This is a genomic window from Alishewanella sp. HL-SH06 (genome assembly GCF_052656265.1).
The window spans coordinates 781,036-793,812 of sequence record NZ_CP199752.1 but is presented as its reverse complement, the minus strand read 5'-3'; the positions used below and the strand labels follow the sequence as shown (position 1 = coordinate 793,812).

Below are 12,777 nucleotides of genomic sequence, written 5' to 3'. Positions count from 1 at the left end.
GTGCAAGTCTAAAAGCAGTTTAAGGATAGTACAGTATGGCAAAAATTACATTGAAATCACTGGCTAAGCACCTAGGGGTGTCCGTGGCAACGGTTTCAAATGCTTTTAATCGGCCAGACCAACTATCTACTGATTTGCGCCGCCATATCTTGGCCGAAAGTGAAAAACTCGGTTTTAACGGCCCGAATGCCACGGCGCGCAGCTTACGCACCGGCCGTTCAGATATGATTGCCATCTTACTCGCCGACTCACTCGATTATGCCATTAGCGATCCGGTAGCGAGCCAATTGATTAAAGGTATTGCCGAAGTACTACAGCAGCAGGGTAAAGATATGTTATTGCTCTCTGGTAGCAAAGCGGTGCACAGCACGGCCGAAGCCATGCCTGATGGCTTTATTATTTATGGCCGCTCGAAAAACCCCGAGCAGCTCGACCGTGTATTGGCCAGTGGAAAGCCGATGATCACCGTCGACTGTAACCTCCCCGATGTGGGTTCTGTCAATATCGATAATTACCGTTATGCCTATGACATTGCAGAGTATGCCTTGCACCAACAAGCCGGCAAGGTGGCAGTATTGGGCTTACGTTTACTGGATTCAGACCGTGTCTGTCGGATGCAACCGAACGAGTTGTATCAGCAAGAAGAATCCATCGCGCGGCGGCGCCTCGATGGTTATTTAGCGGCGATGCAAGCGCAAAATCGAGCCTTGCCAGCCGAACAAGTGTGGCATATCCCTGTTAATACGCATCATTATGCCGAAACCGCAGCACGTGAAGCCCTTACTCAACATCCCAGGCCGCAGTTATTACTTTGTATGAGTGATCGCATCGCCTTAGGAGCCATCGCTGTCGCCCGCCAACTGGGCTTACGCATTCCAGAAGATCTGCGCATTGTCGGTTTTGATGGCATTGAAGAGGCCGAGCGTGCCTACCCTGCGCTGACCACGATTGCCCAGCATAGTGATGAGAAAGGCCGCACTGCCGCCCGTTTGTTACTGAGCGGCCAACAGCAACAACATGTTTTGCTTGATTGTGAGTTGCGTTTACGCGACAGCTGCTAAGGTGCCTGACTTACCGACTATCCTCTTGTGTTAATCTAACAGCATTTTGTTTAAATATCGTGCAGAAGCCTTGCAACTTAATCGTTTAAGGTGTAATTTTAAGTTAATTAAAAACAGGCGACGACATGTAGTCACTACAGCGATCACCTGATAAAAATAACGTTAGCCTCAGGCTGATCTTAACAAGGTAGAAACATGCAAAACTCTCAACCGCACGCTGCTGTCGTGGTGGATAACCACACCCATAATCAGGTTAAATGGATGACCTGCCTAATGTTTTTTGTGTTCGCTATGACCACAGATGCCGTTGGCGTTATTATTCCAGAAGTGGTGGCTCAGTTTAATCTAACACTGACGCAAGCCGCCGCCTTTCATTATGTACCGATGATCTTTATTGGCTTATCTGGGTTATTCCTAGGGCAACTGGCCGATCGTTTGGGCCGCAAAAAGATCATCTTATTTGGCTTATTTATTTATACGTTAGCCTGTGTTGCCTTTGCACTTGGCCAAAGCTTTAACTTTTATTTGTTGCTACTGGGCCTTTGCGGTTTAAGTATTGGTTTATTTAAAACCGGTGCCTTGGCGCTAATTGGTGATATCAGTAACAATGCGCAAGGTCATACCCGTTTAATGAATAGGGTAGAAGGTTTCTTTGGCCTCGGTGCCATTGCTGGCCCCGCTTTAGTGGCACTGCTACTGAGTTATGACCTAGCTTGGGAGCAGCTTTACTTGTTAGCCGGCTTTATTTGCGCAGTACTACTGCTGATTGCTTGGCGCATGGATTACCCCGGTTATGTTACGCAAGCGCAAAGCTCGATTTGGGATTGTTTAGCCTTAGTTAAAAATCGCTACGCGCTGGGCTTTTCGCTAGCAATCGCCTGTTATGTGGCAACCGAAGTGGCGATCTTTGTTTGGCTACCGACCTTACTGCAACAATATGATGGCCAATGGACCACCATGGCAGCACATGCAATTACGGTATTTTTTATTTTACGCACGCTGGGCCGCTTCTTAGCTGAATGGCTGTTAACCCGTTTTTGTTGGACGAGTTTATTGGCTTGGTTTAGTACTGCGATCGCAGCCTGTTTTATCGTCAGTATGTGGCAAGGTATTGCTTGGGCACTGTGGCTCATGCCGCTGTCGGGGCTCTTTATGTCGATGATGTATCCCACCTTAAACTCTAAAGGCATTAGCTGCTTTCCGCGCAATCAGCACGGCGCTGCCGCAGGCTTAATTTTGGCCTTTACCGCTTTGGCCGCTGCTTTAGGGCCTTTGTTGATGGGCATTGTTGGCGATATGTTTGGTGATGTGCGCTATGGCTTTTATCTGGCCACCGGCTTTGCCGTGCTGCTGTGTATCGGTTTGTGGTGGAACTTCTTGTTTAACCCGGCAGAGCAGCAACTGCAAAAAGCCACACATTAGACTTATACAATCAGTTAAGCAAACCGCGCCATGCTGAGTAGCAAACTGAATAATATTACCTACTAGCTCTGAACGTTTTCTCTGTAGTTTGCCCCGCTTGCGGGGCTTTTTTTTATCAAAATTAAATCTATACAAGGCTGAAAGGAATACGGCTTAGTAGACTAAGCCGTAAATCAATAACCGCCTTTAACTCACCGTTGCGCTTAACCATAGCACTTGATAAGGCGCCAAATGTAAGCTGCGACCATGCAACAACTCACCGCTTAGCTCTTCGCGCCATTGACTACCAGGGGCACCCACAAAAACTTGCGGCTCTTCACTAAAATTGACCACACATAACATGCTTTGTTGATCTAATTGCCGCCGATAAGCGAACAAATGCGGATTACCGCTTTGTAGGATCTCGGTTTGCCCCGCCCCCAATACCGTTAAACGGCTACGTGTGCGAATAAGCTGTTGCAGCTGAGCATAGATTTTACCTGAGAGACTGTCTGGGTTGTGGGCTTCAGCTAACTGTTGTTCGCTAACGGCAACGCGGTTAACCCAGCGGCTATCGTCGCGTTTGTGCGGATCATCCTGATAAGCATAATCATTGAGTAAACCCAGCTCGTCGCCCATATAAAGTAACGGCAAGCCACCAATACTGAGAATAATACTGTTAAGGAGATAAATACGCGCTAAGGCGAATTGTAAATGCGTGGCGTTACCACTTTGCACCGCCTGCTCGACGCCCGTTAATGACGCTAGCATGCCCGCCACCCGACAATCACCGGTTACTGGGTTTTGCTGAAAAGGAACGCCCGTGGCAAAGCTGCCAGCAAACTGCCCAGTATAGAACTGATTTAAAAATTGCCGATGATGTTCAGGGTTAATGCCTAACTGCCAGGCAATGTTATCATCAAAAGTCCAGCCAATATCATCATGGCAGCGAATGTAGTTGACCCAACTGCACTGTGGATCAATCGCAAAACGTCGTTGCAATGACTCGGTTAACAAGCGTGTTTTACGGGTCGCTAGGCTATTCCATAGTAAGGCCATTAACAGTGGGTTATAAGATAACTGGCACTCTTGCGGCGCAATGTACTTCACGACTTCATCTGGATGCACTATAGCTTCTGATTTAAATTGTAAAGCCGGTGCTGCTATCGCTGCTACCGCATTAAAGGCACGGATCAAGGTATGCGCTTTTGGCAGGTTTTCACAAGAGGAGCCGGCTTCTTTCCAAACAAAGGCTAAAGCATCCAGCCGCAACACTGCAGCGCCCTGATTGGCCAGAAACAACATTTCTTCAGCCATAGCACTAAACACTTCCGGGTTAGCGTAGTTTAAATCCCACTGGAAGCTGTTAAAGGTCGTCCAAACCCAGCGCTCGGCATGGGGTTCAAAGGTAAAGCAACCCCGACGAATTTCTGGGAAAATTTCTCGTAGCCAGGGCGCATACTGATCGCGTTCTTGCTCATCGAAAAAAAAGTAATAATCTTGGAATTGCTGCTCACCGGCTTTAGCTTTTTCGGCCCAGCGGTGCTCATCAGAGGTATGATTGAACACAAAATCGAGTACAGGCCTAATCCCTGCACTATGCAATTTTTGCATCAGCTCAGCCAGTTGCGGCATTGAGCCGAGATGTGGCATGGTTTTGCGATAATCGGATACCGCATAACCGCCATCGCTGTTTGGCTCAGGTGCTTTAAACAGTGGCATCAAATGCAAGTAATTGATGCCGGTTTGCTGAAGGTAAGGAATACGCTGCTCAAGACCTTTAAAATCGCCCGCAAATAAATCGACATAACAAGCAGAGCCCAGCGCCGTTGGCGCTTTATGCCACTGCTGTGGATCTTCATCTTCTTGCAGCAAATAATCCGGCCGTTGTGCCAGCGCTTTGGCTAACACCTTCAGTAATTGTTCTAAATGGTAATGGCAATCGTAACGCTCACCATACAGCTCTAGATACAGTGGCAGCAACTGTGGTAACAGCTGCTGCAAACGCGCTTCGAGTATGGGCCAACGACTTTTCGCACTGGCTTTAAGTGTCGAACTATAACGTTTAAGAATGATTGCGCATTCTAATTGTAATTGGCTCGAATTTTCTAATAATGATGTCGCTGTTTTTTGCATGGCGATCTACCTTTGTCTTCTTGTCTTAACTCTGTATATTTGCTTTTATCTTGGGATAATTCAAGTAAAAGCTAAAAAATAAGCAATTTATTTCCAGCTAAATGCCAGCAAACTGTAGAGACTAAAAATCACATCTTAATCAATTAAGTTTTGATGTTTTGCAAGAGGGCTTAAGAGGGTGTTGGCATACGAATGTCATAATGAATCATAACCGAAAATGAACTTGAGTAATGTCAAAGCGGGCTTGGGGAAACAGGAGGTTGTATCAGGCCTACCCGGTAACAAACGAGCAGGCCCTTGCGAATGGCTTAACCCATTAGCATTTCAATATCAGCATCAACATCTGGCATAGCTAGAATATGCTTATAAACGTCGTCTAATTGCAAATGGAGAGCATGCGCTAATTTTGCTGGGAATAACTCAAATTGTTCTTTTTGTATATCCTGCTCATGCTCAATTAAATAGCGGCTTAGTACCAGTAAAGAGGCATAAGGATCTAAGGTGCCGCTCTTCGCGGGTGTGTATTGATGTTGAATAGCTTGAGCAATCTCTTCCGGAAAATGCCAATGCCGTGCCAGCTCGGCACCGGCTTGGGTAAAATCAAAACCTAAATGTTTCATCTCAATTTCGCGGCGGCGATTACCCGCAGCCACTTCTTGATCAATTAACACCGCCATTTCGGGTTTAACGATGTGAATTAAATATTCCCCCACGCCGTGTAATAAACCGCACGTGTAGGCCATTTCAGCATCAGCTTTAATCAGCTTGGCTAAATACTTTGCCCGGTTCGCCATCCGAAACGAATAGCGCCAGTAAGCAGGTAAATCGAAACCTGGAATAGCCTTAAAACTGCCAGCTAAGCCAACCGATAACACTAGGGTACGCAGGGTACTGGTGCCAAGTACTAACACCGCATCTTTGACGGAGCCAATTTTCCGATGACCGCCGTATTTGGCTGAGTTGGCCAAACGCAATACTTTTGCTGTTAACGCTTGGTCATTGCTTAAAATGCTGGCAATGTGTTCGCTGCTCACGGTATCACTCTGAAAACTAGCAATCAGTTCTTGTAACACTTTTGGAATGGATGGCAGAGTAGTCGCTTTTTCGATAAGTTGACGCATAAATAACGTAATCCCATAACGATTAAATGGTTTTAATTATCAGCATAGTGCATTTTTGCCTTGATTAGCTATTGCTTTACCTAACTTTTCTGCATTTTTTTGCAATAGAGCCCTGCCAAATAGCCTTACTGGTAAAGCAAGCAAAAACACCTACACTTATTAAGTCAATTTAATCTAAGGAGTTTTGCTATGCGCAGTGTTCCTATGTTTCTTTATCCGATTACGCTGATATTCACTAGCCTGCTGCTCACAGGTTGTAAACCGAATACGCCAGCCGCCCCGACTATGAATCCGATAGCAGAAGTTGCAGTGACCACCGAACCGGTGCACCCCGACACTTGTCTGTTAAAAGTTGGCTTTGATGCTTGGGAGCCTTACCATTATTTAGGGCAAGCCGCACAACCACAGGGTTTAGATATCGACATTTTGCAAGCGCTGACCCGCGAACTCAATTGTGAGTTACAACTGGTGCCGGGTGACTGGGCGAATTTATTAAGCCAGCTACAAGCCGGTGAACTCGATGTATTACCCGGCGCCTCAAAGAATGCTGAACGTGAACGTTATGCTTGGTTTTCTAATGCCTATCGACAAGAACAATTTGTGTTACTGACCAGAACCGAGGTGGAAATGGATTATGCCGATTTTCCAGCGTTCATCGAGGCAGGCCATACTATCGGTGTGGTCAGTGGTTATTATTATGGTGACTTAATTAATCAATTGTATGGCGAAAAACCGCAAGCCTTTGTTAACGCCCAGATCAGCGAACTTAATTTAGCGCGCTTACAAGATGAAGAGATCAGTGGTGCCTTAGAAGATAGCTTTGTCGCTGCCGCGATTATTCGCCGTAAAGCTTTGAGCCAACAAATACAGCCACTCTCACTCAGTTTGGCGCCATCTGAGGTGTACTTTATGCTCAGTAAAAAAAGTATATCAGAATCACAACTAGCCGAATTTAATCAAGCTATTAGCGCCTTGCAGCAAAATGGTAGCTTGGCTGAATTAATCAGCCGCTATCAGCAATAACACGTTTAGCTACTATGCCTTAAAAAATGCGGCCTCGTAAACCCAGCAGAATAAAAAGCGCAATGTTGCTGTTATTTTGCTCAGAAAACTCACTGCTGAGCATGGTTTACTTGGCCGTATTTTCATAAACAGAACTGGCAAAGTCATATCGTGCTGCGCTCAGGCTTTTCGAATAGACTATCTGCCGGATAATTGACAGTAAATCTTGAATAGTTAAAGGATACTGGCATACTCTTAACTAATTGTTTAACTTCAAGCTACCGGAGTAAACGGCCACTATGGCGGTGACGAGTAATTCCACCCTGCTCAAGAAATTGATCCAGCAAAGCATTATTGATGGCGATAAAGTGACGAAACTGATTACCGAAAAGGGTAAACAGTATCGTACTTTGCCTGAACTATTAATCACCGAAAAGCTACTCGATTCAGTTAAGTTAGCCGAAGTGGCGAATAGCATTAGCCAGCACATCATGCTGGATCTGGATTTTTTTGATGTCAGCTCTATTCCCGAAGACTTACGCAATGAAAAACTGACACGTAAAAGCGATATGCTGCCGTTGGCCAAAAAAGGCCGAACCATGTATCTGGCGGTGGTGGATCCGACCAATATGGCGGCGATTGAAGATTTCGAATTTAATGCCGGCTTAAATGCTGAAATCGTCATCGTGCAGTACGACAAATTAGCCAAGCTGATCGAACGCTTGTTTGAAAATGCTTATGCCAGCTTGGGCTCAGGTGATGGCGAGTGGGATTTGACGGCCATGGGTGTGGTCGAAGAAGAAACCGATGATGCGCCTGCCATACAAAGCGATAAAGAAGATCAGCCGATCATTACCTTTATCAACAAAATTTTATTAGATGCTATTCGTAAAGGCGCCTCAGATTTACACTTTGAGCCCTATGAAAAAATGTTTCGGATCCGCTTTCGAATTGATGGCATTTTAACTGAGGTGGCCAGCCCACCTGTTGCGCTGTCCACACGGCTATGTGCCCGTTTAAAAGTGATGTCAAGGCTAGACATCGCCGAAAAACGTGTACCGCAAGATGGCCGCATTAAACTAAAACTCTCCGCAAAAAAATCTATCGATTTTCGGGTCAGCACCCTGCCGACATTGTATGGCGAAAAAATCGTAATGCGGATCCTCGACTCAGACAGCGCCATGCTGGGTATCGATATCTTGGGTTATGAGGACGCACAAAAACAACTGTATTTAAATGCCTTAGCCCAGCCACAAGGCATGATCTTAGTAACCGGCCCTACCGGTAGCGGTAAAACCGTATCGCTGTATACCGGCTTAGCGATTCTGAATACCGAAGAAACCAATATATCTACCGCGGAAGACCCCGTCGAAATTAACCTGCCTGGCATCAACCAAGTACAGGTGAATGCCCGTGCGGGGTTAACTTTTGCTACCGCCTTACGCGCCTTTTTACGGCAAGACCCGGATGTGGTGATGGTGGGTGAAATCCGCGATTTAGAAACGGCCGAAATCGCCATTAAAGCGGCGCAAACCGGTCACTTGGTGTTATCGACATTACACACCAACTCAGCTCCGGAAACACTGACACGCTTGCTTAACATGGGCGTACCGGCTTATAACGTCGCCAGTTCGGTTTCGTTGATTATTGCCCAGCGTTTAGCGCGGCGGCTTTGCCCAAAATGCAAAGTACAAGAAGAGATCCCGCAGGCCGAATTACTGCGCCAAGGTTATGAAGAAGATGAAGTGCATAACATCAAAATCTTTAAACCGGTTGGCTGTGAGCATTGTACCAATGGCTATAAAGGCCGCGTGGGTATTTATGAAGTTATGCCGATCAGCCCGAAAATGGCAGACATCATTATGCAAAACGGTAACTCCATTGATATCGCTAATCAGGCAAAACTGGATGGCATTAATAACTTGCGCCGCTCAGGCTTGCTAAAAGCAGCGGCGGGTGTGACCAGTTTAGCTGAAGTCAATCGGGTCACCAAAGGCTAAACAAGCCCTAGACCAACGCTTTAAGAGCCGCAAAAGGACAATCGCAGATGGCGCAGAACAATAATTTCAAAATCAAAGAGCTGCATACCCATACTTACAAAGCACTCAACCGTAAAGGTGAAAAAAAATCGGGGGAAATTAAAGCGGGCAGTATTGCTGAAGGTAAGGCACTATTAAGACAGCAAGGTTTAACGCCAATCACCGTTAGAAAAAAGCCCAAGTCATTATTTGGTGATCAAACCAAAATTACCGCAGCAGACATTTCTATTGTTACGAGACAAATCGCCACTATGCTGGGTGCGGGTGTGCCTTTGGTGCAATCAATTGATCTCATTGCCAATGGCTCAGATAACAAAAGCCTGCGTATTTTAATGCAAAAAATCTCAGTGAAAATTCAAGCGGGTTTACCGCTTTCAGAGACACTGCGCGAACACCCGAAGTATTTTGATGAGCTGTATTGTGATTTAGTGAAATCCGGTGAGCAATCGGGTGCCTTAGATCGGATTTTTGATCGCATTGCCATTTATAAAGAAAAAGCCGAAGCGCTAAAGTCAAAAATCAAAAAAGCCATGTTTTATCCCATTGCAGTTCTTGTAGTAGCCGCGATAGTAACTTCAATCCTTTTAATTTTTGTAGTACCACAATTTGCCTCAATTTTTGCGGGTTTTGGTGCTGAATTGCCCGCGTTTACCTTATTTGTTTTAGGTATCTCTGAGCTAATGCAAAGCTATTGGTGGGTCGTTTTAGGCATCATTTTGCTCACTGGTTACCTTACAAGCAAAGCGTATAAAAATAACCTACAATTTCGTACGGCTTCAGATTTATTTATTTTAAAAGCGCCAGTAATTGGCAATATTCTGAACAAAGCGGCGGTCGCACGTTTTGCTCGCACCCTATCCACTACCTTTGCTGCTGGTGTGCCACTGATTGAGGCTTTAGAGTCGGCTGCGGGCGCCTCAGGCAATGAGATTTACCGTAATGCTATTATGGAAATACGCGATGAAGTCTCTTCCGGTAATCAAATGCATTTATCGATGAAACAAACTGAGCGCTTCCCGGAAATGGTTATCCAAATGGTGTCTATCGGTGAAGAATCGGGGGCTTTAGACAGTATGCTATCAAAGGTCGCTAATATTTATGAGCAAGAAGTCGATGATGCGGTAGACGGCCTTACTGCCTTGTTAGAGCCGATGATTATGGCCGTGCTGGGGGTAGTTATTGGTGGTTTGATTATCGCGATGTATTTACCGATCTTCCAATTAGGCAATATTGTTAGATGAATGAAATAACAATTATTTTTAACACTTATCCTTGGCTTTTTTTAAGCCTAGTGGCGTTACTCAGCTTAGTGATTGGCAGTTTTTTAAATGTGCTGATTTATCGGCTGCCGATTATGATGGAGCGTGAGTGGCAGGCGGAATTTCAAGAATATTTTCAGCCTAACCAGCAACATAAAGCAGCAACCCCTTTTAACTTAGCTGTACCACGTTCAGCTTGCCCCAAGTGCCAACAACCGATTGCCGCTTACGATAATATCCCGCTGTTAAGTTGGCTATGCTTAAAAGGCCGTTGCCGGCAGTGTAAAACCGCCATTAGTGCACGTTATCCTGCGGTAGAGTTGTTAACAGCCGTACTGTCTACTTTAGTGGCTTGGCAATATGGTCCTACCCTGACCAGTGCAGTACTGATTTTTTTAACTTGGGGCTTAGTGGCGCTGAGCTTTATTGATATTGATAAAATGCTGCTGCCGGATCAGCTGACCTTACCCCTGCTCTGGTTGATGTTGTTATTTAGCATCACTAGCAGTGCCATAGTTAATCCAGAACAAGCCTTGCTTGGTGCCGCAGCCGGTTATTTAAGCCTGTGGTCGGTGTACTGGGCTTTTAAGTTACTCACCGGCAAAGAAGGTATGGGTTATGGTGATTTTAAACTGTTGGCGATTTTTGGTGCATTGCTAGGCTGGCAGCAATTACCCCTGATCATTTTACTGTCGTCTGTAGTTGGTGCGGTGATTGGTGTGACTTTGCTCAGCATTCAAGGTAAAGATAAAGCGACCCCTATCCCCTTTGGCCCCTATATTGCCGCAGCAGGCTGGATTGCCATGCTCTGGGGTGAGCAAATGACGGGCGCCTATCTGCATTATCTCGGCCTATGAAGCAGCCTACTGCAATAACATCACTGCTGATTGGCCTGACTGGCGGCATAGGGAGCGGTAAAAGCACGGTAGCAGAACATTTTAAAGCGCTGGGCGCTCACTATGTTGATGCGGATATCGTTGCACGCGAAGTGGTTATGCCTGGCAGCCCTTGTTTAGCGGCTATCGTGCAACACTTTGGCCCGGGTATTTTATTAGCAGATGGTCAGTTGGATCGTGCAGCATTACGCAAGACCATCTTTGCCGATAGCGCCGCCAAACGCTGGTTAGAACACTTACTCCACCCAGCGATCCGCAGCGAGTTACTTAGCCAACTGGCGGCCAGCACAACACCGTATACACTTCTGGTAGCGCCATTATTACTTGAAAATGGCTTAGATAAATTGGTGTCTCGAGTGCTGGTTGTGGATGTGAGCGAACAAACGCAGTTAGCCCGCACGACCACGCGAGATAACAACAGTGTAAACCAGGTTCGTGCCATTATGGCAGCACAAATCGACAGAGCCGCTCGCTTATCCGCTGCGGATGATGTTATCGATAACAATGGCACTGCCGCAGAGTTGTTGCCGCAAATTAGCCGCTTACATCAAGCGTATCTTGCCATGAGCCAAAAAATAGGTGAAAAATCGCAGTGACGACTGCCGAATTAATTTACGAACATCCACTAAATGAAAAAATCCGCACTTATTTACGGGTTGAGCATTTATTTACCCAACTTAACAGCCTTGCCGATCTTGAAAATGAAGCACAGCAGCTCAGTTATTTTAGTGCGTTATTTACACTGATTGATGTGTTAGATCGGCATGATATCCGCCCCGATTTACTCAAAGATATTGAACGCTGTGAAAATCAATTAGTGCAATGGTCACGCCATCCATCGGTGTCTGATAAAAAGCTGCAAGTGATGCTGCAACAAGCGCTGCGTTTACAAAGTGACTTATTACGCAGTGGCAAATTAAGTAGCCCGATCAAAGATGATGTGTTTTTAGCGCCGCTGCGCCAACGGTTTGGCTTACCCGGTGGTTGCTGTTACTTTGATATGCCACAGCTACAATACTGGCTAGCCTTACCACAAGCAGAGCGACAACAGCAGCGCGCAGAATGGCATAACGCCTTGCAACAAACGGAGCAAGCCATTCAATTTGTACTTAGTTTTGTGCGTGAACGTGGCCATTTTCAAACGATCAGCAGCGATAACGGTTTTTACCAACAAAATGCTGAACAGTTTGAACTGCTGCGCATTAAATATCAGCAGTCGGGTGGTTCTTTTCCTACGGTGAGCGGTAATCGTTATCGCTACGCCATCCGCTTTATGCAATTAACCGAGCAAGCCGGCCGCAGTGTGTGTGCTGAAGCGGTAAGTTTTCAATTGGCATGCTGTTAGCACTGGCAAGTCTGCTGTTTTAATACAACTAATATCGCAAGCTTTTACTTGCTGCCGTCATTTTTTAATCTGGCCTGCAGATAAGTTCTCTGGCTGTGCCTAACGCATACAGAGCTGATCTGTTACAATCCACGTGTGTTTATTGTTGCTGCTACAGATCTCGCAGCAGCAGCCGTTAGAGGAGCCCTGCATGACCACTACAATTCAATGCCCTACCTGTAAAACGCCGGTTATTTGGCAACCCGAATCGGTATTTCGCCCTTTTTGTAGCGAGCGCTGTAAGTTAATCGACTTAGGTGATTGGGCAGCAGAAAATCATCGTATTCCCGATAAAATGCCGATTGATGCAGCGTTATCAGAAGCGTATTTAGCAGAATTAGAACAAGAGATGATGGCGCAGGATAATCAGTTTTTTAAAAATACGGATTAATACAAAAATGCGCTTAACTCAGTGCACAGTGAAGCAGTAGCTTAGCTGTGCGTGTTGAGTTTTGAGTTTTGAGTTTTGAGCTTTGAG

Annotated in this window: 11 protein-coding genes; 9 read left to right on the top strand and 2 right to left on the bottom strand. The window is 45.9% G+C overall.

What is annotated here, in order from left to right:
* Window positions 1-35 precede the first annotated feature (35 nt).
* On the top strand, window positions 36-1,061 hold the full coding sequence (locus ACUJFK_RS03530) for a LacI family DNA-binding transcriptional regulator (RefSeq protein WP_445426105.1): 1,026 nt from the start codon (window positions 36-38) through the stop codon (window positions 1,059-1,061).
* 195 nt (window positions 1,062-1,256) lie between these two features.
* Window positions 1,257-2,483 (top strand): MFS transporter, encoded by a 1,227-nt coding sequence (locus tag ACUJFK_RS03525; RefSeq protein WP_445426104.1) that lies wholly within the window; start codon window positions 1,257-1,259, stop codon window positions 2,481-2,483.
* A gap of 186 nt (window positions 2,484-2,669) precedes the next feature.
* Here the strand turns inward: ACUJFK_RS03525 and ACUJFK_RS03520 are convergent, their stop codons facing one another.
* Both ACUJFK_RS03520 and ACUJFK_RS03515 read right to left on the bottom strand, forming a co-directional pair.
* A complete protein-coding gene (locus ACUJFK_RS03520; protein ID WP_445426103.1) occupies window positions 2,670-4,598 on the bottom strand; it encodes an alpha-amylase family glycosyl hydrolase in 1,929 nt (642 codons plus the stop codon).
* A 308-nt stretch (window positions 4,599-4,906) separates the two neighbouring features.
* Window positions 4,907-5,719 carry an HDOD domain-containing protein gene (locus ACUJFK_RS03515; RefSeq protein WP_226752139.1) on the bottom strand — a complete coding sequence of 271 codons (813 nt, stop codon included), beginning with the start codon at window positions 5,717-5,719 and terminating at the stop codon, window positions 4,907-4,909.
* Window positions 5,720-5,908: 189 nt separating this feature from the next.
* Between ACUJFK_RS03515 and ACUJFK_RS03510 the strand changes: the two genes are divergently transcribed.
* From ACUJFK_RS03510 to yacG, 7 genes are all read left to right on the top strand, one after another.
* A complete protein-coding gene (locus ACUJFK_RS03510; protein WP_445426102.1) occupies window positions 5,909-6,742 on the top strand; it encodes a substrate-binding periplasmic protein in 834 nt (277 codons plus the stop codon).
* Window positions 6,743-7,020: 278 nt separating this feature from the next.
* A complete protein-coding gene (gene pilB, locus ACUJFK_RS03505; RefSeq protein ID WP_445426101.1) occupies window positions 7,021-8,721 on the top strand; it encodes a type IV-A pilus assembly ATPase PilB in 1,701 nt (566 codons plus the stop codon).
* Window positions 8,722-8,768: 47 nt separating this feature from the next.
* A complete protein-coding gene (locus tag ACUJFK_RS03500) occupies window positions 8,769-10,001 on the top strand; it encodes a type II secretion system F family protein (RefSeq protein ID WP_445426100.1) in 1,233 nt (410 codons plus the stop codon).
* Complete coding sequence (locus tag ACUJFK_RS03495; protein ID WP_445426099.1) at window positions 9,998-10,876, top strand: prepilin peptidase; 879 nt, start codon at window positions 9,998-10,000, stop codon at window positions 10,874-10,876. Before ACUJFK_RS03500 ends, ACUJFK_RS03495 begins: the two co-directional genes overlap by 4 nt.
* Complete coding sequence (coaE, locus tag ACUJFK_RS03490; RefSeq protein ID WP_445426098.1) at window positions 10,873-11,511, top strand: dephospho-CoA kinase; 639 nt, start codon at window positions 10,873-10,875, stop codon at window positions 11,509-11,511. Before ACUJFK_RS03495 ends, coaE begins: the two co-directional genes overlap by 4 nt.
* Complete coding sequence (zapD, locus tag ACUJFK_RS03485) at window positions 11,508-12,260, top strand: cell division protein ZapD (RefSeq protein ID WP_226752145.1); 753 nt, start codon at window positions 11,508-11,510, stop codon at window positions 12,258-12,260. The genes coaE and zapD overlap by 4 nt, the downstream gene beginning before the upstream one ends.
* 190 nt (window positions 12,261-12,450) lie before the next feature.
* Complete coding sequence (gene yacG, locus ACUJFK_RS03480) at window positions 12,451-12,690, top strand: DNA gyrase inhibitor YacG (protein ID WP_226752146.1); 240 nt, start codon at window positions 12,451-12,453, stop codon at window positions 12,688-12,690.
* The last annotated feature ends 87 nt before the right edge of the window (window positions 12,691-12,777 follow it).

What these genes read in the sequence shown, in the direction of transcription:
- ACUJFK_RS03530 (WP_445426105.1), top strand. Translation starts at nt 36, where the DNA reads ATGGCAAAAATTACATTGAAATCACTGGCTAAGCACCTAGGGGTGTCC.
- ACUJFK_RS03525 (WP_445426104.1), top strand. Translation starts at nt 1,257, where the DNA reads ATGCAAAACTCTCAACCGCACGCTGCTGTCGTGGTGGATAACCACACC.
- ACUJFK_RS03520 (WP_445426103.1), bottom strand. Translation starts at nt 4,598, where the DNA reads ATGCAAAAAACAGCGACATCATTATTAGAAAATTCGAGCCAATTACAA.
- ACUJFK_RS03515 (WP_226752139.1), bottom strand. Translation starts at nt 5,719, where the DNA reads ATGCGTCAACTTATCGAAAAAGCGACTACTCTGCCATCCATTCCAAAA.
- ACUJFK_RS03510 (WP_445426102.1), top strand. Translation starts at nt 5,909, where the DNA reads ATGCGCAGTGTTCCTATGTTTCTTTATCCGATTACGCTGATATTCACT.
- pilB (WP_445426101.1), top strand. Translation starts at nt 7,021, where the DNA reads ATGGCGGTGACGAGTAATTCCACCCTGCTCAAGAAATTGATCCAGCAA.
- ACUJFK_RS03500 (WP_445426100.1), top strand. Translation starts at nt 8,769, where the DNA reads ATGGCGCAGAACAATAATTTCAAAATCAAAGAGCTGCATACCCATACT.
- ACUJFK_RS03495 (WP_445426099.1), top strand. Translation starts at nt 9,998, where the DNA reads ATGAATGAAATAACAATTATTTTTAACACTTATCCTTGGCTTTTTTTA.
- coaE (WP_445426098.1), top strand. Translation starts at nt 10,873, where the DNA reads ATGAAGCAGCCTACTGCAATAACATCACTGCTGATTGGCCTGACTGGC.
- yacG (WP_226752146.1), top strand. Translation starts at nt 12,451, where the DNA reads ATGACCACTACAATTCAATGCCCTACCTGTAAAACGCCGGTTATTTGG.